The 25,724-nt window shown below is 60.0% G+C and carries 18 protein-coding genes; 7 read left to right on the top strand and 11 right to left on the bottom strand.

Going from position 1 to position 25,724, the window contains the following annotated elements:
- Positions 1-90: 90 nt before the first annotated feature.
- Complete coding sequence (locus RGM2987_RS05515) at positions 91-1,389, top strand: MFS transporter (RefSeq protein WP_245139110.1); 1,299 nt, start codon at positions 91-93, stop codon at positions 1,387-1,389.
- A 156-nt stretch (positions 1,390-1,545) separates the two neighbouring features.
- Here the strand turns inward: RGM2987_RS05515 and RGM2987_RS05510 are convergent, their stop codons facing one another.
- A complete protein-coding gene (locus tag RGM2987_RS05510) occupies positions 1,546-3,009 on the bottom strand; it encodes a glyceraldehyde-3-phosphate dehydrogenase (protein WP_245139109.1) in 1,464 nt (487 codons plus the stop codon).
- Positions 3,010-3,177: 168 nt separating this feature from the next.
- On the opposite strand from RGM2987_RS05510, the gene mfd reads away from it, so the two are divergent.
- The 3 genes from mfd to RGM2987_RS05495 are packed head-to-tail and all read left to right on the top strand — an operon-like array spanning position 3,178 to position 9,907.
- Entirely contained in the window at positions 3,178-6,627 is a 3,450-nt protein-coding gene (mfd, locus tag RGM2987_RS05505) for a transcription-repair coupling factor (protein WP_245139108.1), read from the top strand.
- A 10-nt stretch (positions 6,628-6,637) separates the two neighbouring features.
- A complete protein-coding gene (locus RGM2987_RS05500) occupies positions 6,638-7,204 on the top strand; it encodes a CsiV family protein (protein WP_245139107.1) in 567 nt (188 codons plus the stop codon).
- Positions 7,205-7,213: 9 nt separating this feature from the next.
- Entirely contained in the window at positions 7,214-9,907 is a 2,694-nt protein-coding gene (locus RGM2987_RS05495) for a DEAD/DEAH box helicase (protein WP_245139106.1), read from the top strand.
- A 209-nt stretch (positions 9,908-10,116) separates the two neighbouring features.
- On the opposite strand, the gene RGM2987_RS05490 is transcribed toward RGM2987_RS05495, so the two are convergent.
- From RGM2987_RS05490 to psrA, 3 genes are all read right to left on the bottom strand, one after another.
- Complete coding sequence (locus RGM2987_RS05490) at positions 10,117-13,407, bottom strand: DEAD/DEAH box helicase (RefSeq protein ID WP_245139105.1); 3,291 nt, start codon at positions 13,405-13,407, stop codon at positions 10,117-10,119.
- Positions 13,408-13,449: 42 nt separating this feature from the next.
- Positions 13,450-14,448, bottom strand: coding sequence for a beta-N-acetylhexosaminidase (gene nagZ, locus RGM2987_RS05485; RefSeq protein WP_245139111.1), 999 nt, complete (start codon positions 14,446-14,448; stop codon positions 13,450-13,452).
- A 132-nt stretch (positions 14,449-14,580) separates the two neighbouring features.
- On the bottom strand, positions 14,581-15,288 hold the full coding sequence (gene psrA, locus RGM2987_RS05480) for a transcriptional regulator PsrA (RefSeq protein WP_245139104.1): 708 nt from the start codon (positions 15,286-15,288) through the stop codon (positions 14,581-14,583).
- 241 nt (positions 15,289-15,529) lie between these two features.
- On the opposite strand from psrA, the gene lexA reads away from it, so the two are divergent.
- The gene (lexA, locus tag RGM2987_RS05475; protein ID WP_245139103.1) at positions 15,530-16,138 is read left to right on the top strand and encodes a transcriptional repressor LexA; all 609 of its coding nucleotides are present in this window, start codon (positions 15,530-15,532) and stop codon (positions 16,136-16,138) included.
- A 10-nt stretch (positions 16,139-16,148) separates the two neighbouring features.
- Positions 16,149-16,622 (top strand): SOS-induced cell division inhibitor SulA, encoded by a 474-nt coding sequence (gene sulA / locus RGM2987_RS05470; RefSeq protein ID WP_245139102.1) that lies wholly within the window; start codon positions 16,149-16,151, stop codon positions 16,620-16,622.
- 69 nt (positions 16,623-16,691) lie between these two features.
- Here the strand turns inward: sulA and RGM2987_RS05465 are convergent, their stop codons facing one another.
- From RGM2987_RS05465 to RGM2987_RS05435, 7 genes are all read right to left on the bottom strand, one after another.
- Positions 16,692-16,925 (bottom strand): hypothetical protein, encoded by a 234-nt coding sequence (locus RGM2987_RS05465; RefSeq protein ID WP_047227208.1) that lies wholly within the window; start codon positions 16,923-16,925, stop codon positions 16,692-16,694.
- 106 nt (positions 16,926-17,031) lie between these two features.
- Positions 17,032-17,556 carry a DUF6586 family protein gene (locus tag RGM2987_RS05460; RefSeq protein WP_245139101.1) on the bottom strand — a complete coding sequence of 175 codons (525 nt, stop codon included), beginning with the start codon at positions 17,554-17,556 and terminating at the stop codon, positions 17,032-17,034.
- 247 nt (positions 17,557-17,803) lie between these two features.
- A complete protein-coding gene (gene topA / locus RGM2987_RS05455) occupies positions 17,804-20,416 on the bottom strand; it encodes a type I DNA topoisomerase (RefSeq protein WP_245139100.1) in 2,613 nt (870 codons plus the stop codon).
- Between the two features lie 115 nt (positions 20,417-20,531).
- On the bottom strand, positions 20,532-20,768 hold the full coding sequence (locus RGM2987_RS05450) for a DUF1653 domain-containing protein (protein ID WP_245139099.1): 237 nt from the start codon (positions 20,766-20,768) through the stop codon (positions 20,532-20,534).
- A gap of 109 nt (positions 20,769-20,877) precedes the next feature.
- Positions 20,878-22,053: an acetyl-CoA C-acyltransferase FadA gene (fadA, locus tag RGM2987_RS05445; protein WP_245139098.1), complete on the bottom strand. Its 1,176-nt coding sequence runs from the start codon at positions 22,051-22,053 to the stop codon at positions 20,878-20,880.
- Positions 22,054-22,083: 30 nt separating this feature from the next.
- The gene (fadB, locus tag RGM2987_RS05440) at positions 22,084-24,231 is read right to left on the bottom strand and encodes a fatty acid oxidation complex subunit alpha FadB (protein WP_245139097.1); all 2,148 of its coding nucleotides are present in this window, start codon (positions 24,229-24,231) and stop codon (positions 22,084-22,086) included.
- A gap of 507 nt (positions 24,232-24,738) precedes the next feature.
- The gene (locus RGM2987_RS05435; protein ID WP_245139096.1) at positions 24,739-25,176 is read right to left on the bottom strand and encodes a hypothetical protein; all 438 of its coding nucleotides are present in this window, start codon (positions 25,174-25,176) and stop codon (positions 24,739-24,741) included.
- 102 nt (positions 25,177-25,278) lie between these two features.
- Here RGM2987_RS05435 and RGM2987_RS05430 point away from each other — a divergent pair, with 102 nt between their 5' ends.
- Positions 25,279-25,722, top strand: a complete 444-nt coding sequence (locus RGM2987_RS05430; protein ID WP_245139095.1) for a universal stress protein — start codon at positions 25,279-25,281, stop codon at positions 25,720-25,722.
- Positions 25,723-25,724: the final 2 nt, after the last annotated feature.

Below are 25,724 nucleotides of genomic sequence, written 5' to 3'. Positions count from 1 at the left end.
GGTATGAACTGACCCACCGCATTCGCGAGCAAGCCCGCTCCCACATCAGGTACTGCGTTTCCAACAAGATGCCAGAGTGAGTACCTACCCATGCCTTCCACTACAAGCAACGGCAAGGCGATCTTTCGCGTTGTCAGCGGCAACTTCCTGGAGATGTTCGACTTCATGGTCTATGGCTTCTACGCCACGGCCATCGCCAAGACATTCTTCCCCACCGACAGTGCTTTCGCCTCGTTGATGCTGTCCCTGGCCACGTTTGGCGCCGGTTTTCTGATGCGCCCGCTGGGGGCGATATTTCTCGGTGCGTACATTGACCGTCATGGCCGCCGCAAAGGCTTGATCATCACCCTGGCGATGATGGCCGCCGGCACCATCCTGATTGCCTGCGTCCCTGGTTACGCCACTCTGGGCGTGGCGGCCCCGCTGCTGGTGCTGCTGGGACGACTGCTGCAAGGCTTCTCCGCCGGTGTCGAATTGGGTGGCGTATCGGTTTACCTGGCGGAAATCTCCACGCCGGGGCGCAAGGGCTTCTATGTCAGTTGGCAATCGGCCAGCCAACAAGCCGCCGTGGTGTTCGCCGGGCTGCTGGGGGTGGGCCTCAATCACTGGCTCAGCCCCCAGGAAATGGGCGAATGGGGCTGGCGCGTGCCGTTCCTGGTGGGCTGCATGATCGTGCCGGCCATCTTCGTGATCCGTCGCTCGCTGGAAGAAACCCCTGAGTTCCAGGCCAGAAAGCACCGCCCTACCTTGTCGGAAATCATCCGCTCCATCGGCCAGAACTTTGGCATCGTCCTGGCCGGCATGGCTCTGGTGGTGATGACCACCGTGTCGTTCTACCTGATCACCGCCTACACACCGACCTTCGGCAAGGCCGAACTGAACCTCTCGGACCTGGATGCGTTGCTGGTCACGGTGTGCATCGGCCTGTCGAATTTCTTCTGGTTGCCGGTCATGGGTGCCGTTTCCGACAAGATCGGACGCAAGCCCCTGCTGCTCGCGGCGACGATCCTGGCAATCCTCACCGCCTACCCGGCACTGTCCTGGCTGGTGGCAAACCCCAGCTTCAGCCACTTGCTGATCGTCGAACTGTGGCTGTCATTCCTGTACGGATCGTACAACGGTGCGATGGTGGTGGCCTTGACGGAAATCATGCCGGTTGAAGTGCGCACCACCGGGTTCTCCCTGGCCTACAGCCTGGCGACCGCGACCTTCGGTGGATTTACCCCGGCGGCGTGTACTTATCTGATTCATGTACTGGATAACAAGGCCGCGCCGGGGATCTGGCTCAGCGGCGCGGCAGTGTTGGGGCTGATTGCAACCCTGGTGTTGTTCAGGGGCAATCGGCATGAGCTGCGGACTGCGCAGGCATCGGTAGTGGGTGGCGCCTGACAGATTGCTTTCGCGGGCAAGCCCGCTCCCACAGAATGTACGCGGACAAACTGTGGGAGCGGGCTTGCTCGCGAAGAGGCCTGCCCAGACAACACAAAAACCCCAGACAAAAAAACGCCCCGACAAGTCAGGGCGTTTTTTATCAGCGGCTATCGCTTAGCGCGGGAACGCTGGCGGGTTTACACCGGCCATGTCTTCCATCACTCGGACCACCTGGCAGCTGTAACCGAATTCGTTGTCGTACCAGACGTACAGAACAACGCGGTTATCCTGGCTGATGGTGGCTTCAGCATCCACGACACCGGCGTGGCGCGAGCCCACGAAGTCGGTGGACACCACTTCCTGGGAATTGACGAAATCGATCTGCTTATGCAGCTCGGAGTGCAGCGCCATGTAGCGCAGGTACTCGTTCATCTCTTCACGGGTGGCGGCTTTCTCAAGGTTCAGGTTGAGAATGGCCATCGACACGTTAGGCGTAGGCACGCGAATCGCGTTGCCGGTCAGCTTGCCGGCCAGTTCAGGCAGGGCCTTGGCGGCAGCGGTGGCGGCACCGGTCTCGGTAATCACCATGTTCAGCGCCGCGCTGCGGCCACGACGATCGCCCTTGTGGAAGTTGTCGATCAGGTTCTGGTCGTTGGTGTACGAGTGAACTGTTTCGACGTGACCGTTGACGATGCCGAACTTGTCGTTCACTGCCTTGAGCACCGGCACGATGGCGTTGGTGGTGCAGGAGGCGGCGGAGACGATCTTGTCGTCAGCGGTGATTTCGCCGTGGTTGATGCCATGGACGATGTTCTTCAGCTTGCCCTTGCCAGGTGCGGTCAGGACCACGCGGTCGACACCCGGGCAGGCCAAGTGCTGGCCCAGGCCGTCGGCGTCACGCCATACACCGGTGTTGTCCACCAGCAGGGCGTCCTTGATGCCGTACTGGGTGTAGTCCACCTCGGTCGGGTTCTTCGCGTAGATCACCTGGATCAGGTTGCCGTTGGCGGTGATGGTGTTGTTTTCTTCATCGATGGTGATGGTGCCGTTGAACGAACCATGGACCGAATCGCGACGCAGCAGGCTGGCACGCTTGGTCAGGTCGTTCTCGGCACCCTTGCGCACCACGATGGCGCGCAGGCGCAGGCCGTCGCCACCACCGGTTTTTTCGATCAGGATGCGCGCCAGCAGGCGACCGATACGACCGAAGCCGTACAGGACCACGTCAGTGCCCTTGCGAGCCGAAACGTTTTGCTGGCCAACCACATCAGCCATCTCTTCACGCACGAACTGCTCGGCGCTACGGCCGTTGCCTTCGTTGCGGAATTTGAACGCCAACTTGCCCAGATCCACGGAGGCCGCGCCGAGCTTGAGCTCGCTCATGGCCTTGAGCAGGGGAAATGTTTCGTGGACGGAGAGTTCGCTGTCGTCGGAAGAACGGTGACGAGCAAAGCGATGTGCTTTGAGAATCGCGATGACAGACTGGTTGATCAGGCTGCGGCCATAGATCGAGCTCACCACGTTGTTATTGCGGTAGAGCTGACCGATGAGAGGGATCATCGCTTCGGCGAGCGCTTCACGATCAATCCATTCACCAAGACACTGGTCGGGCTTCTGAGTCACGGGAACCTTCCACATGTAGGGGCTGAAAAAAGGGGCTACATTATGCCGCCGAGTCCTCGGCGGAGCAATGCGCGCCTGTCGCACCGTGGTTTTCCTGTCTGCCCGGGTAGTCTGCGACTGACAGCAGCCCCCTTCCCCCGCTACACTTGTCGACTTTGTCGCAACGCTGGAGCTCAACCTTCCGTGCCCGTTCTGCGTCTTCCGCTTCTCCCTGCCGCGGCAGGTAAACAGCACTGGGGCAATCTGCCCGGTGCCGCCCTGAGCCTGGCCATCGCCGAGGCTGCCAGCGCTGCCAAGCGCTTTACCCTGCTGCTGACCGCCGACAGCCAAAGCGCTGAGCGCCTGGAACAGGAGCTGGGTTTCTTCGCTCCGGAACTGCCCGTATTGCATTTCCCGGACTGGGAAACCCTGCCCTACGATCTGTTTTCGCCCCACCAAGACATCATTTCCCAGCGGATCGCCAGCCTTTACCGGCTACCGGAGCTCAGTCATGGCGTTTTGGTAGTGCCGATCACTACGGCCCTACATCGCCTGGCACCCACCCAGTTTCTGCTGGGCAGCAGCCTGGTACTGGACATCGGCCAGAAACTCGACGTCGAGCAGATGCGCACCCGCCTGGAGGCCAGTGGCTACCGTTGCGTCGACACGGTCTACGAGCATGGCGAGTTTGCCGTACGCGGTGCACTGATCGATTTGTTCCCGATGGGCAGCAAATTGCCGTACCGCATCGACCTGTTCGATGACGAAATCGAGACTTTGCGCACCTTTGACCCGGAGAACCAGCGCTCCATCGACAAGGTCCAGTCGATTCGCCTGCTGCCGGCCAAGGAGTTCCCGCTGCAAAAGGACGCCGTGACGCGCTTCAAGGCGCGCTTTCGTGAGCGCTTTGACGTGGACTTCCGCCGTTGCCCGATTTTCCAGGATTTGAGCAGTGGGATTACCCCCGCCGGCATCGAGTACTACTTGCCGCTGTTCTTCGAAGAAACCTCTACCCTGTTCGATTACCTGCCCCAGGACACTCAGGTGTTCTCCCTGCCGGGCATCGAACAAGCGGCGGAAAATTTCTGGAACGACGTGCGCAACCGCTATGAAGAGCGCCGCGTCGATCCCTCCCGTCCGCTGTTGCCGCCGGCCGAGCTGTTCCTCCCGGTGGAAGACTGCTTTGCCCGCCTCAAGAACTGGCCGCGCGTAGTCGCCAGCCAGCAGGACGTAGAAACCGGCGTCGGCCGCGAGCGCTTCCCGGCCAAGCCCTTGCCAGACCTGGCGATCGAAGCCAAGGCCGCCCAGCCGTTGGCGGCCCTGGCCGGTTTCCTCGACGAGTTCCCCGGTCGCGTTCTATTCACCGCAGAAACCGCCGGACGCCGCGAAGTGCTGCTGGAGTTGCTGGAACGCCTGAAGCTGCGGCCAAAAACAGTCGACAACTGGCCGGACTTCGTCGCCGGCAAGGATCGCCTGGCAATTACCATCGCGCCACTCAACGACGGCCTTGTGCTGGATGATCCGGCACTGGCGCTGGTGGCCGAAAGCCCGTTGTTCGGTCAGCGCGTCATGCAGCGTCGCCGTCGCGAGAAGCGCGCCGATGCCGCCAACGACGCCGTCATCAAGAACCTCACCGAGCTGCGCGAAGGCGCGCCGGTAGTGCACATCGACCACGGGGTAGGACGCTACCTCGGCCTGGCGACCCTGGAAATCGACAACCAGGCGGCCGAATTCCTCACCCTGGAATACGCCGAGGGCGCCAAGCTCTACGTGCCGGTGGCAAACCTGCACCTGATCGCCCGCTACACCGGCAGCGACGACGCCCTGGCCCCGCTGCATCGCCTGGGCTCGGAAACCTGGCAGAAAGCCAAGCGCAAGGCCGCCGAACAGGTGCGCGACGTGGCCGCCGAACTGCTCGACATCTACGCCCGCCGTGCTGCCCGCGAAGGTTACGCCTTCGCCGACCCGAAAGCCGACTACGAAACCTTCAGCGCCGGTTTCCCGTTCGAAGAAACCGTCGACCAGCAGACCACCATCGAAGCCGTGCGCGCCGACATGCTCGCCGCCAAGCCGATGGATCGACTGGTGTGCGGCGATGTGGGCTTCGGCAAGACCGAAGTGGCGATGCGCGCCGCGTTCATTGCCGTGCACGGTGGCAAGCAGGTGGCGATCCTGGTACCCACCACCCTGCTCGCCCAACAGCATTACAACAGCTTCCGTGACCGCTTCGCCGACTGGCCGGTGACCGTGGAAGTGATGAGCCGCTTCAAGTCCACCAAGGAAGTGAACGCTGCCGTCGCCGACCTCGCCGAGGGCAAGATCGACATCGTCATCGGTACGCACAAGCTGCTGCAGGACGATGTGAAGATCAAGAACCTCGGGCTGGTGATCATCGACGAAGAACACCGCTTTGGCGTGCGCCAGAAAGAACAGCTCAAGGCCCTGCGCAGCGAGGTCGACATCCTCACCCTGACGGCCACGCCGATCCCGCGCACGTTGAACATGGCGGTGTCGGGCATGCGTGACCTGTCGATCATCGCCACCCCGCCGGCCCGTCGCCTGTCGGTGCGCACTTTCGTCATGGAGCAGAACAAAAGCACGGTCAAGGAAGCCTTGCTCCGTGAGCTGCTGCGGGGTGGCCAGGTCTATTACCTGCACAACGACGTCAAGACCATCGAGAAATGCGCCGCCGACCTGGCCGAGCTGGTACCGGAGGCGCGGATCGGCATCGGCCATGGGCAGATGCGCGAACGTGAACTCGAACAGGTGATGAGCGACTTCTACCACAAGCGCTTCAACGTGCTGATCGCCTCGACCATCATCGAGACCGGCATCGACGTGCCGAGCGCCAACACCATCATCATCGAACGCGCCGACAAGTTCGGCCTGGCCCAGTTGCACCAGTTGCGCGGCCGGGTCGGGCGCAGCCACCACCAGGCCTACGCCTACCTGTTGACCCCGCCACGCCAGCAGATCACGCCGGATGCGGAAAAGCGCCTGGAAGCCATCGCCAACACCCAGGACTTGGGCGCCGGCTTCGTGCTCGCCACTAACGACCTGGAAATCCGTGGCGCCGGTGAGTTGCTGGGCGACGGCCAGAGCGGGCAGATCCAGGCCGTCGGCTTCACCCTGTACATGGAAATGCTCGAACGGGCGGTCAAATCGATCCGCAAGGGCGAACAGCCGAACCTCGACCAACCCTTGGGTGGCGGGCCGGAAATCAACCTGCGGGTGCCGGCGCTGATCCCGGAGGACTACCTGCCGGATGTCCACGCGCGACTGATCCTCTACAAACGCATCGCCTCGGCCACCGACGAGGAAGGTCTCAAGGACCTGCAAGTGGAGATGATCGACCGCTTCGGCCTGTTGCCGGAACCGACCAAGAACCTGGTGCGCACCACGCTGCTCAAGCTCAAGGCCGAGCAATTGGGCATCAAGAAAGTCGACGGCGGCCCCAACGGCGGTCGTATCGAGTTCGAAGCGCAGACGCCGGTCGATCCGCTGGTACTGATCAAGCTGATCCAGGGCCAGCCCAAACGCTACAAGTTCGAAGGTGCGACGATGTTCAAATTCATGGTGCCCATGGAGCGCCCGGAAGAGCGTTTCAACACCGTAGAAGCGCTGTTCGAGCGCCTTACCCCGACCACTGCTTGAAGGACGCCACATGCGCCTGTTTCGCTCACTGACTTTGTTGATGACCCTGGTCGCTCCCCTGGCGTTTGCCGATGACCTGTATCAGGTCGAAATGATCCTGGTGCGCCAGAACGCCGAACCGGCCATCATCAGCCGCGCTGCGCCGGAAGACTGGGATGCCGGCGCCCAACGCCTGGCCTCGGACAGCCAGCGCACGCCGACCCTGGGCAACATCGTCGAAAAACTCAACGCCAGCGGCCAATACACAGTGTTGATGCACAAGGCGTGGCAACAGAACCTGGGCGAACAGGGCAGCAAGGTCGCCATCAGCGACGGAGCCGAACAATTCGGTCAATTTCCCATCGAGGGCACCCTTGAGCTGAAGCTGGGGCGCTTCACCGACGTGGACGCCGATTTCTGGATCAACCAGATCGACACCAATGGCCTGGTCACCGCCAGCGAGCGCCTCAAGCAACAAAGCCACACCAAGAACGGGCAACTGAATTTCCTCGACAATGGCCACCTCGGGCTGCTGATCAAGATCACCTCGCTGACCGCGCCCGCGCCACGGCAGGCGCCTGACGTCATTCCGGACTGATCGGCGCCTATGCCCTCGCCCCTGAGCAAACCCCTGGCACCTTCCTGGGTCAATCGATTCAAGGAACAGAGCCTGGAGCGCGGGCGCCGTTATGCGCTGGAAAATCGCGTGCGGATCGTCGAGGCCGGCGACAGCACCATCACCGCCAGTTGCGAAGGCTCCGGCGGCAGTGTCTACCGTCAGACTATTCGCCTTAAAGAGTCAGCCAAAGGCACATTGATCCTGCTTGAGGCCGCTTGCTCCTGTCCGGTGCGCATCAACTGCAAGCACTGCGCGGCGGTGCTGCTGCAAGTCCAGGAAACCCTGGCCTACCCGGCCGCCGAAAAGGACGCGCAACTGCTGGAGAAACTCCAGGCGGTGCTGGACAACCGCAGCCCCAAGGCCCCGCCGCAAGTGCTGGTGGACAATGTGCAACCGCTGCCGCGCCTGTGGCTGGCGAGCATCGAGTTCAGCGCCTTCGAGCCCCGCAACGGCAAGATGCAGCGCTACATCCAGCACCGCGCTGCCCTGTCCTTCAGTTACCTGGATGAATACGTCAGCGGCCAGCGCAACACCGACGTACTGATTCGCCAGGAAACCCAGACGCTGCGGATAAAACGCCACACCGATGTGGAACAGTCCTACCGCGAACAGCTAAGAATCCTTGGCTTCAAGATCGCGACCCGGCAAAGCAAGGCGTTGCCGGAAAGCGCTGGTGAGCTGTACGAGATGGTCAACGACAGCGCCTGGCTGACGTTTACCCTCAACGACCTGCCGAAATTGCGCGAGCAAGGCTGGGAATTGCAGATCGACGAGGAGTTCGGTTTCGATCTGACCGCCGTCGACGACTGGTATGCCACGGTGGAAGAAGCACCGGAGCGGGACTGGTTCGACCTGGAACTGGGGATCATCGTCAACGGCGAGCGCCTGAGCCTGCTGCCGATCCTGCTGAACCTGATGCGCTCGCATATCGAGTTGTTCAACCCGGAACGCCTGGCCCGGCGCCGCGACGACGAACTGATCCTGGTCAACCTGCCCAACCGCCCGAATTCCGAGTTCGGTCCGCAGCAAGTGGCGCTGCCCTATGGCCGGCTGAAACCAGTACTGGCCACCCTTGGCGAGTTTTACCTGCAAGAACCCGGCACCACCAAACTGCGGCTGAACAGCGCGGACGCCTTGCGCCTGAACCCGCTGCAAGACATGCCCCTGAGCTGGGAAGGCGGCGAACACATTCGCGGCCTGGCCCAACGCCTGCGGGACATCAAGGACTACACCAGCAGCGCTCCAGATGGCTTGAACGCGACGCTGAGGCCTTACCAACTCGAAGGTCTGAGCTGGATGCAATCGCTGCGTCAGCTGGAAGTCGGAGGCATCCTCGCGGACGACATGGGCCTGGGCAAAACCCTACAGACTCTGGCACATATTCTCAGCGAGAAAAATGCCGGGCGCCTCGACCGGCCGTGCATGGTAGTCATGCCCACCAGCCTGATTCCCAACTGGCTCGACGAAGCGAGCCATTTCACTCCGCAACTCAAGGTACTGGCGCTGTACGGCGCCGGGCGCAAGAAGCATTTCGAGCGCCTGGCCGAATACGACCTGATCCTCACCACCTATGCGCTGTTGCCCAAGGATGTCGAGCGCCTGAAAGCACAGCCACTGCATGTGTTGATCCTCGATGAAGCCCAGTACATCAAGAACCCCACCAGCAAAGCCGCCCAGGCCGCCCGCGAACTCGACGCCCGGCAGCGCCTGTGCCTGTCCGGTACGCCGCTGGAAAATCACTTGGGCGAGCTGTGGTCGCTGTTCCACTTCCTGTTGCCGGGGTGGCTCGGGGATGTGAAGAGTTTCAACCGTGATTACCGCGTACCGATTGAAAAGCGCGGCAGTGAGGTAAGACTGCAGCACCTCAACGGCCGGATAAAACCTTTCCTGCTGCGCAGGACCAAGGAGCAAGTAGCGACGGAGCTGCCGCCCAAGACCGAGATCATCCATTGGGTCGAACTCAGCGATGCCCAGCGGGATGTCTACGAAACCATGCGCCTGGCCATGGACAAGAAGGTCCGCGACGAGATCACCCGCAAAGGCGTGGCCCGCAGCCAGATCATCATCCTCGAAGCGCTGCTCAAGCTGCGCCAGGTGTGTTGCGACCTGCGCCTGATCAACGACGCCGCCCTGCCCGCGCGAGGCAGCACCTCGGGCAAGCTCGACAGCCTGATGGAAATGCTTGAGGAGCTGTTTGAAGAGGGCCGCCGGGTGCTGCTGTTTTCCCAGTTCACCTCGATGCTGGCCTTGATAGAGAGTGAACTGAAGAAACGCGGCGTCGACTACGCCATCCTGACCGGCCAGACCCGCGACCGGCGTACGCCGGTCAAGGAATTCCAGAGCGGCAAGCGTCAGATCTTTCTGATCAGCCTGAAGGCCGGTGGCGTTGGGCTGAACCTGACCGAAGCCGACACGGTGATCCATTACGACCCGTGGTGGAACCCGGCAACCGAAAACCAGGCGACCGACCGCGCTTATCGCATCGGCCAGGAAAAACCGGTGTTCGTTTACAAACTGATTGCCCGCGGCACGGTGGAAGAGAAGATTCAGCTGCTGCAAAAAGAAAAATCCGACCTCGCCGCGGGCGTGCTCGACGGACGCGTGGCCGGAGACTGGAAGTTGCAGAGCGAGGATATCGAGGCACTGTTTGCGCCGCTGCCGGATAAGCTTGAGAAGCGCTGAGGCCCCGTCGAAAGCGAAACACTGTGGGAGCGGGCTTGCTCGCGAAGGCGCAGGGTCAGCAAACATTAATGTTGCCGCGAAGGCGCAGGGTCAGTGGTAATGACGTTGACTGACACTCAGTCTTCGCGAGCAACCCCGCTCCCACAGATATCTGGGGCGCACGAAAAGCCTGTGATCATTCGCGCCCTCACAATGATCATTATGCGAATTCAAGACTTGGGCAACGGCGCAAACAGCGCTTCGATATCACTCTGCTCAAGCTTCCATCCGCCTGTCGTTCCGCCATCCAACACGCTGCCAGCCAATGCAGCCTTGTCCTGCTGAAGAAGCTGTATCTTCTCCTCCACCGTACCGCGGGCAATCAGTTTGTAGACGAACACCGGCTTGTTTTGCCCGATCCGGTACGCGCGGTCGGTGGCCTGATTTTCCACTGCCGGATTCCACCACGGGTCGAAATGGATCACCGTATCGGCGGCCGTCAGGTTGAGCCCCGTACCGCCCGCCTTCAGGCTGATCAAGAACAGTGACACCTTGCCACTTTGAAAATCCCTCACCGGGGTACGACGATCCGTGGTGGAACCGGTCAGCAAGGAATAATCAAGGCTGCGCTTTTTCAACTCCTCTTCAATCAAGGCCAGCATCGAGGTGAATTGGGAAAACAGCAAAACCTTGCGCCCTTCACTGAGGAGTTCTTCCAGCATCTCCATCAAGCTGGTCAGTTTTGCGCTGCCCGAGCGCAGCGCCTTGTCCGTCTGCGTCGTATTGAGCAACCTCAGGTCGCAGCAGGCCTGGCGCAACTTGAGCAATGCATCGAGGATAATGATCTGGCTGCGAGCCACGCCGCTACGGGCAATCTCATCGCGGACCTTCTTGTCCATCGCGATGCGCACGGTCTCATAGACATCCCGCTGCCCCTCGCTGAGATCGACCCAATGCACGATTTCCGTCTTGGGTGGCAACTCAGTAGCGACCTGTTCCTTCTTACGCCGCAACAGGAAAGGCTTGATCCGCGCCGTCAGGTGACGCATTCGCTCGCCGTTACCGTGTTTTTCGATCGGTGTCCGGTAGTCCCGATTGAAGGTCTTGCTGTCCCCCAACCAACCGGGCAACAGGAAATGGAACAGCGACCAAAGTTCGCCCAGATGATTTTCCAGAGGCGTGCCCGACAGGCACAGGCGCTGCCGGGCCTTCAGTTCGCGAGCAGCCTGGGCGGCCTTGCTGGTGGGGTTCTTGATGTTCTGCGCTTCATCGAGGATCAGCACACTCCAGGCCTGGGGCTGTAGCACCTCCAGATCGCGCGGCAACAAGGCATAGGTCGTCAATACCAGGTCATATTGTGCCAGGCTGGTGAAGTCTTTTTGCCGGGTCGCACCGTGCAGCGCCAGGACGTTGAGCTGTGGCGCAAAGCGCTCGGCTTCATCGAGCCAGTTGGGAATCAGGCTGGTCGGCATGATCGCCAGCGCCGGGAGATCCAGGCGCCCAGCCTGTTTCTCGTAGAGCAGGTGCGCCAGGGTTTGCAAGGTTTTCCCCAGGCCCATGTCATCACCCAGGATGCCGCCGACCTCCAGCTCACGCAGGTTTTGCATCCAGTTCAGGCCTTCGAGCTGATATGGACGCAACGTGGCATTGAGCCCTTCAGGTGCAGCGACGCGCACATGAGTCGACTCATTCAACCGTTTGGCGAACGTACGCAGTCGCTCCCCGCCCTGCCAGGCCAGCGGCACACCCTCGAGCGTATTCAACCTCGCGGCATCGAAGGCATTCAAACGTATCGAGTCGCCCCGATGCTCCTTCTTGTACAGCTCACCAAGGGTGGCCATCAACGACTTGATCCGACCATATGGCAGCGCGACCTTGACGCCGGGCCCGGCCATGAACTTTCCGCCGTTGAGATCGATCAGCATCAACTGGTCATCATCTTGCCGATCGAGATTATCCGGGGCCATCATCTCCGGATTCGAGCGAAGCAGATGAAGCAAAATCGGCAGCAGGCTATGCCGTTCGCCATTCACGACTATGCCCAACTGCAAATCGAACCACGCCCGATCAGGCGACTCCTCGATGTCGGCGTAAAATTGCTCCACCGGTTGCACAACGAAATGGAAGCCATCCTCAATTTCGACCTGCCAATCAGCGGCACGCAGTTGCGGCAAGCCTTTTTCCATGAAGGCCAACCAGGCTGCGTCATCGCGCATTTTGTACAGCTCGCCCGGACTATCTGTTAGTGCAAGGCTTTGAGCCCGGCTGGCTTTCTTGAAGCCCACTTTACGCAAAACCGTACGAAAGACCTGCTCAGCATCCGGCTTACGTTGGATTCGCAGGGTCTCTGCCCCCGACAGGACCACAATCTCGGTGACTGCTTTATCGTCCGCAACGTGCCCGTCGTAAGTGAAGGTCAACGCCGCGCGATGTTCCGGGACCGAGTTCCAACGCCTGAAGTTGAACTCACTGCCCAACGTCAGCACCGCCTGCGGCTCGACATCCTGGATGATGCGCTCCGTCAGTTTTTTCGGGGGCGGTATCGACCGATCGACAGCGCTGATCCGATGACTGAAAAGTGCGACATGTTTAGCGGGGACCTCCGGTGCGAAATATAAATAGCACGCCAGTTTGTCATCCATTTCATAGGAAAGCCTGCCCAGCTCGCCGCGCGGTATATCCAGGTAATGAAGCGGCTCAAGACCCAGAATGTTATCCAATGCCTGATCGCCACTTTGCCATTGAGGTCGGTAGTTGCCATTGGACTGTTCTACCCAGGAAAACCGGGCGTGTTTTGGAGGGCCGACGACCAGAGGCTGCGGCAGGTGAAACTCAAGGAACAAGCGAGAAGACTTTAATGCAAGTGCAAGCACCTCAGCGCCATGACGCCCTTGCAAGAGAAAACTGTTCTGACTGTGATGGTGCTGACTGCTGATCAGCGCCTGACCTATCTGTTTGTCGATATCGGACATGTAATCCGGAAAGCGAATCAGCATGTCCGTCAGTTGACCAAACGCTTTGAGATCCTTCAAGGAACCGTCGTCAAGCTGACGCCCCTTGAACAGCTCCAGCATCCACTTCCCGGAATGCATTTTCTGGAGCTTGTAGAAGAGCCGGACATCGGTTTTTCCGGTGCCTGCCGACCCGGGGCCTGGAGCAGGAATATGCGAGATCCAGGCTTCAAGTTCCAGACTCAGGCGCTCACCGCCGGAGCCGGTCTCCAGTGCTTGCGGATTTCCCATGAGATGGAACATGACGGCAGCGCAGTGCTTGCAGCTGTATCCGACCGGGCACGAGCATTCGTAATGAACACTGTCGTAGCCACGATAACGATTGAGCTTGATGACTTGCTGATAGGTATTGTCGCCACTGCCCAGGCATTCAGCGTGGATCGCTCGTTCCTCTACCCGCAGTATCCGGACGCTTTCTCTCTCGGCGTAGTCGAACCCGCGCTCAAGATAACGAGGACCAAATTCCTCCATCCATTCAGTCTCGAGAAGTTCTTCAATCGACTGGGTCATGGAGTGTCATCAATCAGAATATAGACAGCCATGTCAAAGCCCTTAATCGATCAGTTGAGCAGCTTTCAGCGCGCCAATCGCCTCCAGCCAACGCGGATCCTGACGATACTCAGTAGAGGCAAAGGCCTGGCCGCGCATGCGTGCGATCCGCGCCGAGGGCTTGACTTTCAGGCGCTGGGCAGCGCTCAAGGCCAGCTCTGCGGCGGCGCGGTCGTTGCACACCAGGCCCATGTCGCAACCGGCCGTCAAGGCCGCCTCGATCCGACTGGCGGCATCGCCCACCACATGAGCACCGGCCATGGACAGGTCATCGCTGAAGATCACGCCGTCGAACTGCAACTCGCCTCGCAGGATGTCCTGCAGCCAACGCCGGGAGAATCCGGCCGGACTGGCGTCGACCTGCGGATAAATGACGTGGGCCGGCATCACCGCCGCGAGCTGCTTGCTCAAGCGGGCAAAGGGCACAAGGTCGTTAGCCCGGATCTGTTCGAGGCTGCGCTCATCGTTCGGAATGGCCACATGGGAATCGGCCTCGGCCCAGCCATGCCCCGGAAAGTGCTTGCCGGTGGCCGCCATCCCGGCGGCGTTCATGCCACGGATGAAGGCCCCGGCCAATTGCGCTGCGCGCTCGGGATCGCGCTCAAAGGCTCGGCTGCCGACGACAGCGCTGCGCTGATAATCCAGATCCAGCACCGGTGCGAAGCTCAAATCCAGGCCGACCGCCAGCACCTCGGTGGCCATGATCCAGCCGCACTGCTCGGCCAGGTACTCGGCGTTCGGGTTGTCGGCAATCGCCCGCATCGCCGGCAGGCGCACGAAACCTTGGCGCAGACGCTGGACACGACCACCCTCCTGATCCACCGCCAACAGCAGGTCGGGCCGGATGGCGCGGATTGACGCACTCAGCTCACGCACCTGGCGCGGATGCTCGATGTTGCGGGCGAAAATGATCAGGCCGCCTACTTCCGGCTGGCGCAACAGGTGGCGATCTTCGGCCGTCAGCCAGGTACCGGCGACGTCCACCATCAACGAGCCTTGCAGGCCAGCAGTCATAGTATTTCCTTAATAACGATGAACCCGAGCGGCGAGAGCGAATAATAAAGCAGGTTCGAGACGAGAGTCGGCATGGGCGGCTAGCTTAGCGGATGTCAGCGGCCGCGCCCACCCGACGACTCAGGCCTTGACGGGAACCGGGGCGGATTTACTGCGTGGACGCAATTGCGCGGCCGCCATGGCCTCATCGGTGACACCGCTTTCGGCGCGCATGCCGGCGGCCAGGAACGGCACCATCAGGCGCATCACCTGCTCGATCGATGTGTTTACACCGAAATCGGTTTCGGCGATGGCTCGCAACGCCTTGATACCGGACATGCTGAACGCCGCAGCGCCGAGCATGAAATGCACACGCCAGAACAATTCGATGGGAGGGATACGCGGAGCCGCTTCGTTGACCAGCAGCATGTAGCGACGGAACACCTTGCCGTACATGTCTTCCAGGTAACGCCGCAGGTGACCCTGGCTCTGGCTGAACGCCAGGCCCAGCAGGCGCATGAAAATGGACAGGTCATTGCCGCTGCGTGGCTGCACGACGAGGGCTTGCTCGACCAGGATTTCCAGCAACTCCTCGAGAGTCGGCTTGACGTCCGGCTTGGCCTGGCGCCGTTCCAGCTCGCGGTCGAGACTGATGCAGAAAGGCCCGAGGAATCGCGAGAAAACCGCCTGGATCAGCGCCTTTTTCGAACCGAAGTGATAGTTCACCGCCGCCAGGTTTACCCCGGCCTTGCTGGTGATCAAACGCAACGAGGTCTCGGCGAAACCTTTTTCCGCGAACAACTGCTCGGCAGCATCGAGAATGCGTTCAACGGTTTCCGACTGGGCCATGGGTACTCCGCCTGACAAACACTTGTTTGAAACATACGTTTCAGCCCAAGGGTTGTCAAGCCTGCCGGGACGTTTTGCGAACGCCCGGTCAGATATTTAACCACACCTTTTACCAGGCCGTAGCGATGTCATATCGGGCCGTACGATTGACCGTCCAGCGGCGTGTGAAAAAAGGAGGATTGCCAAGCGGCGTCCACTGTATATAATCCCAGTCACTGTATAAAAAGACAGAGCGATCATTATGCTAAAGCTGACGCCACGCCAAGCAGAGATTCTGGCCTTCATCAAACGTTGCCTCGAAGACAACGGCTACCCGCCAACCCGTGCGGAAATCGCTCAGGAACTGGGGTTCAAGTCACCCAACGCCGCTGAAGAGCACCTCAAGGCGCTGGCCCGCAAGGGGGCTATCGAAATGACCCCGGGTGCCTCCCGCGGTATTCGCATCCCAGGCTTCGAAGCCAAGGCCGACGAAACCACGCTGCCGATCATCGGCCGGGTTGCTGCCGGTGCTCCGATCCTGGCCCAGCAACACGTCGAAGAGTCCTGCAACATCAACCCTTCGTTCTTCCACCCACGGGCTGACTACCTGCTTCGTGTGCACGGCATGAGCATGAAGGACATCGGCATCTTCGATGGCGACCTGCTGGCCGTACACACCACGCGTGAAGCGCGCAATGGCCAGATCGTAGTGGCCCGTATCGGCGACGAAGTGACCGTCAAGCGCTTCAAGCGCGACGGCAGCAAGGTCTGGCTAATCGCCGAGAACCCGGAATTCGCCCCCATCGAAGTCAACCTGAAAGATCAGGAGCTGGTCATCGAAGGCTTGAGCGTCGGCGTCATTCGCCGCTAAAGGAGGCTTTATGCAGTTCCCTCACACCCCGCAACACACACAACTTCCGCTGTTCGAGGCATTCATGGCTCAACCGCTGGTTCCAGTCCTGAAAGAGGTCATCGAGTCGCCCTGGGGCGTCGAGCCCGACGCTTTCAGTGAACTGTCGTTACGTGGCGCGGCCGGGAACTGCCTGAACTTGCTGGCGCCGATTCTGCGTGAACTGAGCCAGGACCAGGATGCTCGCTGGCTGACACTGATCGCACCGCCGGCCAGCGTAACCCAAGCCTGGCTGCGAGACGCCGGATTGAATCGTGAACGCATCCTGTTGTTGCAACCCCGAGGCACTCAAAGCGCTCAACAGTTGACCTGCGAGGCGCTACGCCTGGGTCGAAGCCATACCGTAGTCAGTTGGCTCAATCCTTTGACCGCCAGCGCACGGCAACAATTGATCAGCGCCGCTCGCACCGGAGACGCACAAAGCCTGAATATTCGATTGGGCTAAGACACACCCGGGGCTTCTCCAGGACAGAGAAGCCGATGAGACTTGATTCGCTAGAACCGACACACGGGATCAATGCAGAACCCGCGGGCCCTCTTCCTTGTTGAATTCGCCTTCAACCAGGCGTCCAGCCATCTGAACGCCTACGCTCAACATCGCCTTGGCGACCTCGACGTGTTGGCCTTGAAGGAACGCCTTGGCGTCTTCGGAGAAGTTCAAGGTGACCAGTGAACCTTCGTCCTCGGCCCTGCGCAGTTCGATGCGGCCATCAGGAAGTTCGACAATTTCTAGAAAGGACGTTGGCATAAAAGTCTGTTCTCCACGAAAGGCGAGGATTATATAGTCATCGGCCAGGCTTCGCTCGGTATCTTGACCAAGTGTCATCAACAAACAGAGCGGGCTGAAGGAAAATTCAGCACTCGTTCAAGCCTTCGCGAAAGCGTATTGCCAGACTCTTGAGGTTCTGGCGCCAGCTCTCCAGCTCTTCCCGACTCAAGTCCTGCTCAGGTTCTTGCTCATCCAGGTTGACCGCCACGATCAACGGCTGGGTCACGTCGCCCTTGGGCTTGTGCGGGGCTCGTGGCGGCTGGAAGAGCGCCGCGTGGGCGGCCAACAGTTTCGCCAGCCAGGTTTCCGGGTTGTGAGCCAACTCAACCATTTCAGCCAATTCCGGGATGGCAATGGCATCCAATACTTCGCGGGTCAATAGCAGCTCAGCCCGTGGCGCATTCGCCTGCGGCAGACGATAGAACCCGGCAATTTCATGACACAAACCCAACAATGCACCGTAAAGGTGAAACAGCGCGGACTCACGCCCTGCCTGAAGCAGCGCTGGAGAGTTCATTGCACGCCCATCCTCGGCTCTGGTGAGCGCTTCGAGCGACAGGCCGGCGAAATAAATTTTCTGATTGGTGCGAGTGTAGAGTTCGTGGGCCATGGCGGCATCTCCAACGAAATAAAAGCTTCACGCAAGGGCGACAGTGTCGTGGATCAACCTAGGCACCGCAAGTCGAAAACAGTCAATCCAAGGATCAAGCGTCCCCCTGTGGGAGCGAGCCTGCTCGCGATAGCGGTGTATCAGTCGACATCGATGCTGACTAAAACTCCATCATCGCGAGCAGGCTCGCTCCCACAGGGGGTCCTGGTTGGCTGACGGCGGACGCCGGGGCACCCACCCCAAACGATCAGCGCTTGTCTTCAACCTTCCATTTACCGCCGTCGTAGAAGGCCTTCCAGCCGGTCGGCTTGCCGTCGACTTCAGTCTGCACGTACTGCTCCTTGGTCTTGCGGCTGTAACGAATCACCGCTGGGCGTCCTTCCGGATCCTTCTGCGGTGCTTCGCAGAGGAAATGGTACTTCGGATCGATCTCATCCTTGTGCGGCACGATTTCCATGACCAGCGGCGCCCGGGTTTCGCGGTTCTTCGGGAACTGGCTTGCCGCCAGGAACAGGCCAGAGGCGCCATCGCGCAGGATGTAGGTGTCGTTGACCTTCTCGCACTTGAGCTCAGGCATCTTCACCGGGTCCATCTTCGGCGGCGCCGCGTCACCGCTCTTGAGCAGTTTGCGGGTGTTCTTGCAGGTCGGGTTGGTGCAACCGAAGAACTTGCCGAAACGGCCGGTCTTGAGCTGCATCTCGCTGCCACACTTGTCGCACTCCAGGCTTGGGCCTTCGTAGCCCTTGATGCGATAGGTGCCCTCTTCGATCTCGTAGCCGGCACAGTCCGGGTTGTTACCGCAGATGTGCAACTTGCGCTTCTCATCCAACAGGTAGGCGTCCATCGCCGTGCTGCAGATCGGGCAGCGATGCTTGCCACGCAGCACCAGGGATTCGGATTCACCCTCGTCGTCCGCGGCGATTTCGTCGCCCGGCACCAGGTTGACCGTCGCCTTGCAGCGCTCCTTGGGTGGCAGGCTGTAGCCGGAGCACCCAAGGAATACACCGGTCGAGGCGGTGCGTATCTGCATCGGCCGGCCGCAGGTCAGGCACGGAATGTCAGTCATGACCGGCTGGTTGGCGCGCATGCCGCTTTCTGGGCTTTCGGCCACTTCGAGTTTTTTCTTGAAGTCGCCGTAGAACTCATCAAGGACGTTTTTCCAGTCGCGCTCGCCCTGGGCCACATCGTCGAGGTTCTCTTCCATGCCGGCGGTGAAGCCGTAGTCCATCAGGTTCGAGAAGCTTTCGGATAGACGCTCGGTAACAATGTCACCCATCTTTTCCGAGTAAAAACGACGGTTGTGCAACGCCACGTAACCGCGGTCCTGGATCGTGGAGATGATCGCGGCGTAGGTCGAAGGACGACCAATCCCGCGTTTTTCCATTTCCTTGACCAGACTGGCTTCGGAATAGCGCGCCGGCGGCTTGGTGAAATGCTGCGTCGGATCAAGCTTGATCAGCTTCATCACATCGCCCTGGGCCATGTCCGGCAGGACATCGTCATCCCCAGGCTTGGCGATCTGTGGCATGACGCGGGTATAACCGTCAAATTTCAGGATGCGGCCCTTGGCACGCAGCTCGAAATCGCCGGCACCGACGCTGACCGTGGTCGACAGGTATTGCGCTGGCAACATCTGGCAAGCCAGGAACTGGCGCCAGATCAGCTCATAGAGGCGCTCGGCGTCGCGCTCCATGCCCGATAGCTTGCTCGGCTCGGTGTTGGCGTCTGACGGACGAATCGCTTCGTGAGCCTCTTGAGCGCCTTCCTTGCTGCTATAGACATTGGGCGTCTCCGGCAGGTACTTCTTGCCGAATTCGCTTTCAATATAGGTTCGCGCCATCGCCACGGCATCGGCCGAGAGGTTGGTCGAGTCGGTACGCATGTAAGTGATGTAGCCGGCTTCGTACAGACGCTGGGCCATCATCATGGTTTTCTTCACGCCAAAGCCCAGGCGGTTACTGGCAGCCTGTTGCAGCGTAGAGGTGATGAACGGTGCCGATGGCTTGCTGCTGGTCGGCTTGTCTTCGCGCTTGACGATGCTGTAGCTGGAAGCCTTGAGCTTCTCCAGCGCAGCCATGGCCTGTGCTTCGTTGAGCGGCTTGAAGGCCTCGCCTTTCTCGCGGGCGACCTCGAAACGCACGGTGGCGCCCTTGGCGGTGCCGAGGTCGGCGTGGACCTCCCAGTACTCTTCAGGAATGAACGCGCGGATCTCCCGCTCGCGCTCCACCACCAGCTTCACCGCGACCGACTGCACTCGCCCGGCCGACAGGCCGCGGGCGATCTTGGCCCACAGCAGTGGCGAAACCATGTAGCCCACCACGCGGTCGAGAAAACGACGCGCCTGCTGGGCGTTGACCCGGTGAATGTCCAGCTCGCCCGGCTCGGAGAAGGCCTCCTGGATGGCCTTCTTGGTGATTTCGTTGAACACCACGCGCTTGTAGCGGCTGTCATCGCCACCGATGGCTTCGCGCAGGTGCCAGGCAATGGCTTCCCCTTCGCGGTCCAAGTCCGTCGCGAGATAGATGGTGTCGGCGTCCTTGGCGAGCCGACGCAGTTCTTCGATAACCTTTTCCTTGCCCGGGAGGATCTCGTACTTGGCTTTCCAGCCGTGTTCCGGATCTACCCCCATGCGTGAGACCAGCTGCTTGCGCGCCTTCTCCTTAGGCGACAGCGCCGGCGCTTCGCCAGCGGCGGCCTTGCCGCGCTTGGCGGCAGGCTCCTTGCTGGCGCTAGCCGAACCGCTGGTGGGCAGGTCTCGGATATGGCCGATACTCGACTTCACCACGTATTGGTTGCCCAGATACTTGTTGATGGTCTTGGCCTTAGCCGGGGATTCCACAATGACCAGCGATTTGCCCATGGATCAGAAAATTCCTGAATTCTAAAAAGTGAAAGGCGGTTGGCGCCTGACGCGGCACCGCTATATATAGTGGCTGCAAGGTGAGGTCAAGCGCAGGGTCACCCCCATGCCGACCTCAAGACCCGGAAAAAATGCTCGCCTCGGCCTGCACCAAAGCAAAGCGTGGGACCTGTTCGCCGTCAACCTCGACCGACTCCTGGAACATGCTCAAGGGGCGCACCCAAAAGCCGTAATCACCATACAGGGCTTGATAGAAGACCACTTCTTCCTCGGTCTCGGAATGCCGCGCAATACTGAATACGCGGTACTGCGGGCCTTTGTAATGTTGGTAGAGCCCAGGTTGTATCGGCATGCTTCGGCCCTCGCTGAAATTTTTTCAAAATAAAAACAAAATTCTTTTTTATTAAACCCGGAAAAACAAAAACCGGGGCACTTGGCCCCGGCTTCCATCGACGCAACGCTTAGACGCGTTCGAAGACAGTGGCGATGCCCTGGCCGAGGCCAATGCACATGGTGGACACGCCAAAAGTACCGCCGTTCTGTTTCATGACATTCAGCAGCGTGCCGGAGATACGCGCACCGGAGCAACCGAACGGGTGACCCAGGGCGATCGCGCCGCCGTGCAGGTTAACCTTCTCGTTCATCTTGTCGAGCACTTTCAAATCTTTCAGCACCGGCAGGGCCTGTGCGGCGAAAGCTTCGTTGAGCTCGAAGAAGTCGATATCGGAGATACTCAGGCCCGCACGCTTCAAGGCTTTCTGAGTGGCCGGAACCGGACCATAGCCCATGATCGCCGGATCCACACCCGCCACGGCCATGGACCGAATCACCGCCATCGGCTGGATGCCCAGGTCCTGGGCACGCTGGGCCGACATCACGATCATGCACGAGGCACCATCGGTGATCTGCGACGAAGTACCGGCGGTCACGGTGCCGCCCTTCGGATTGAATGCCGGCTTGAGGGCCGCCAGGCTTTCCAGGGTGGTTTCCGGACGAATGGTCTCGTCGTAGTCGAACAGTTTCAGGAAACCGTTCTCGTCATAGCCCTGCATCGGGATGATCTCGTCCTTGAACTTGCCTTCCACCGTCGCCTTATGGGCGAGCTGGTGGGAACGCACGCCAAAGGCGTCCTGCTGTTCACGGGTGATACCGTGCATCTTGCCGAGCATTTCCGCGGTCAGGCCCATCATGCCCGAGGCTTTTGCCGCGTACAGCGACATGTGCGGGTTCGGATCGACGCCGTGCATCATGCTCACGTGGCCCATGTGCTCGACACCACCGACGACGAACACATCACCGTTGCCGGTCATGATCGCCTGGGCAGCGGTGTGCAGTGCGCTCATGGACGAACCGCACAGGCGGCTGACGGTCTGGCCGGCCGACGTGTGAGGGATCTGGGTCATCAGCGAAGCCATGCGGGCGATGTTCCAGCCCTGCTCCAGGGTCTGGTTCACACAGCCCCAGATCACATCCTCGACTTCGTTCGGATCGACCTTGACGTTACGTTCCAGCAGTTTGCTGATCAGGTGCGCCGACATGTCCTCGGCGCGGGTGTTGCGGTGCATGCCGCCCTTGGAGCGGCCCATCGGCGTACGACCGAAGTCGACAATCACGACGTCTCTAGGATTCAAGCTCATAAATGTTCTCTCGCTCTAGTCGTTGGGCGCTTAACCGAAGAAGCTCTGGCCGTTCTTGGCCATCTCGCGCAGCTTCGCGGTCGGGTGGTACAGCGCGCCCAAATCAGCGTACTGGTCAGCCAGGGCAACGAACTCGGCCACACCGATCGAATCGATGTAGCGCAGCGCACCGCCACGGAATGGAGGGAAACCGATACCGTAGACCAGACCCATGTCGGCTTCGGCAGCAGTCTCGACAATACCGTCTTCCAGGCAACGCACGGTTTCCAGACACAGCGGGATTATCATCCAGTTGATGATGTCCTCGTCGGTGACGTCGCGCTGCTCGTAGACGATCGGCTTGAGCACTTCCAGCACCGACGAATCGGCCACTTTCTTCTGCTTGCCACGCTTGTCGGTCTCGTAGGCATAGAAGCCCTTGCCGTTCTTCTGACCCAGGCGCTTGGCCTCGTAAAGCACATCGACAGCCGAACGACGGTCGTCCTTCATGCGATCAGGGAAACCTTCGGCCATCACGTCGCGGCCATGGTGGCCAGTGTCGATACCGACCACGTCCATCAGGTACGCCGGGCCCATTGGCCAGCCGAATTTTTCCATGATCTTGTCGATACGCACGAAGTCCACGCCAGCGCTGACCAACTTGGCGAAGCCGCCGAAGTACGGGAACAGCACGCGGTTGACCAAAAAGCCCGGGCAGTCCTTGACGACGATCGGGTTCTTGCCCATTTTCTTGGCGTAGGCCACGGTGGTGGCAACCGCCTCTTCGCTGGACTTCTCGCCACGGATCACTTCCACCAGCGGCATCATGTGCACCGGATTGAAGAAGTGCATGCCGACAAAGTTTTCCGGATGCTTGAGGGCCTTGGCCAACAGCGAAATGGAAATGGTCGAGGTGTTGGAGGCCAGGATGGTGCCTTCTTTGACCTGGCCTTCGACTTCAGCCAATACCGCCTGCTTGACCTTCGGATTCTCGACGACCGCTTCGACCACCAGGTCGACGTGGCCGAAATCGCCGTAGGACAGGGTCGGACGAATGCCGTTGAGCACTTCGGCCATTTTCGCTGCGGTCATGCGACCTTTGTCGACGCGACCGACCAACAGCTTGGCGGCTTCGGCCAAACCTTGCTCGATCCCGTGTTCGTTGATGTCTTTCATCAGGATCGGCGTGCCTTTGGACGCCGACTGGTAGGCGATACCGCCGCCCATGATGCCGGCGCCGAGTACGGCGGCCTGCTTCACGTCACGGGCGATTTCGTCGTAGGCCTTGGCCTTTTTCTTCAGTTCCTGGTCGTTGAGGAACAGGCCAATCAGGCTTTGTGCTGCCGAGGTCTTGGCCAGTTTGACGAAGCCGGCGGCTTCGACTTCCAGGGCCTTGTCCCGACCAAAGTTGGCGGCTTTCTGGATGGTCTTGATCGCTTCGACCGGCGCCGGGTAGTTCGGGCCAGCTTGACCGGCAACGAAACCCTTGGCGGTTTCGAAGGCCATCATTTGTTCAATGGCGTTGAGCTTGAGCTTTTCCAGCTTCGGCTGACGCTTGGCCTTGTGGTCGAACTCACCACTGATGGCGCGCTTGACCGTTTCCAAGGCAGCTGCCTGCAGCTTGCCAGGTTCGACCACCGCATCCACGGCGCCGACTTTCAGCGCGTCTTCTGCGCGATTTTCCTTGCCGGCGGCAATCCACTCGATGGCGTTATCGACACCGATCAGGCGTGGCAGGCGCACGGTACCACCGAAGCCCGGGTAGATACCCAGCTTGACTTCCGGCAGGCCGATCTTGGCCGTGGTGGACATGACGCGGTAATCCGCTGCCAGGCACATTTCCAGGCCGCCACCCAGGGCGATGCCGTTGATGGCCGCGACGGTCGGTACGTTGAGATCTTCGAAATCGCTGAAAATGCGGTTGGCTTCGAGGTTGCCAGCGATCAGTTCGGCATCGGGCAGCTTGAAATTATCGACGAACTCGGTGATGTCGGCGCCGACGATGAACACGTCCTTGCCGCTGCTGACGATCACACCCTTGATCGAAGCATCTGCCTTGATAGTGTCCACGGCCTGACGCAGTTCGTTCAGGGTAAGACGGTTGAACTTGTTGACGGACTCACCCTTGAGGTCGAATTTCAGTTCGACGATGCCACTTTCAAGAGCCTTAACCGTGATGGCTTTACCTTCGTAAATCATCAACTGATCTCCACGATATGGAAGCTGAACAGTACACGTTGGACGCTGGCCGCTGGTTCGGGCATTGACATTACCGTCGATGCTACGCCAATTCGCCAGGCACACCCGTCAACGCGATAGTCGGGTTTCTGTAGGAACGTTCTGAAAATACAAACGCTCAATTCATACGCCCGTTTGATTTGGGTACACCACCTTCACGGAATTTCCGACAATTGTCAATCGCGCTAAACAGAGCGAGCGAGCGCGACTCCACAGTCATTTCCGTACCGTACGGACCTGTTATGCAGGGCCTGATGGAGTGCTATTCATAGAGTCAATAATTAGAAAAATCGCCCTAATCCAGAGTGCGACGGATTCAACCGACTAAGCTGGGGGGATATGTGCTTGAATGGGCGGATGACGTTACGAATGAACGCCCGGACTTGTTAAAAAGGTTACCGGCCTGCCTGGCCAACCCGCCCGACACTTGTGTCGGGCTTTTTTTGCCCGCAAAGATGCCGGCAGGCTTCAGGCCAATGCCTTCAGCACGGCACAGATGTCCTGCAATACACTGGCCTCACCTTTTTCACCCCAATAAAGGGCGATCATTTGCCGGTCGGCCTCGATTTTGTAGACGTTGGCCGGCAACTTCTCGAAATGAATCAGTAGAGACTCATCCTGGCAGACTTCCCTCCACTGATTGGCCCACACCCCAGGCGCAGTTTGCCAGTAGCTCCAGCTGGCCGATTGCCCGCCGCGCCGGGGCCGATAGTACTGGGCGCACGGGTTCGGCGGCTGCTGTGCGAGCCAATGCGGCCACTCCTGCGGGGCCAGTTGCATAGCCAGGCCGAGGCGCCGCGCCTCCATGCGCAGGGCCATGCGACCGCTCTGTAAACGGGACGGACGCAACCATGCCAAGGGGCTCAACACCACCAACAGGATTGACAGCACAATCCAGACCGTCATATTCGTACTCCCAAATTCCGATGAGCCCATTGACCCCAGTCGGCGTCAATGGGCTTGAAACCAGCCATACTTACCGCATCGCCATTCTCTGGAGTGCTTTTTATGTACTACGAACACATCCTGGTCGCCGTCGACCTCACTGAAGAATGCGATCCCGTCGTCAAACGCGCGCTCGCCCTTTGCGAAGGACGGGACGGCACCAAACTGTCCCTGGTGCACATTGTCGAGCCGATGGCCATGGCCTTCGGCGGTGATGTGCCAATGGATCTTTCCCAGTTGCAGCAGCAACAGTTCGATCAAGCCAAGGAACGCCTCGACCGGCTGATCACCAAGTACCCGGCCCTGAAAAAGGAAAACAGTCACCTGACCTACGGGCAACCGCGCCAGGAGATCCATCACCTGGCCAAGGAACAGGGTTGCGACATGATCGTCGTCGGCAGCCATGGCCGTCACGGCCTGGCGCTGCTGCTGGGATCGACCGCCAACGATGTGCTGCACGGTGCGCCTTGCGACGTGCTGGCGGTGCATCTGGTCAAGCGTACATAAGC

It is taken from the genome of Pseudomonas sp. RGM2987 (genome assembly GCF_022952855.1).
Taxonomy (GTDB): Bacteria; Pseudomonadota; Gammaproteobacteria; order Pseudomonadales; family Pseudomonadaceae; genus Aquipseudomonas.
This window is presented reverse-complemented; position numbering and strand designations above follow the sequence as displayed.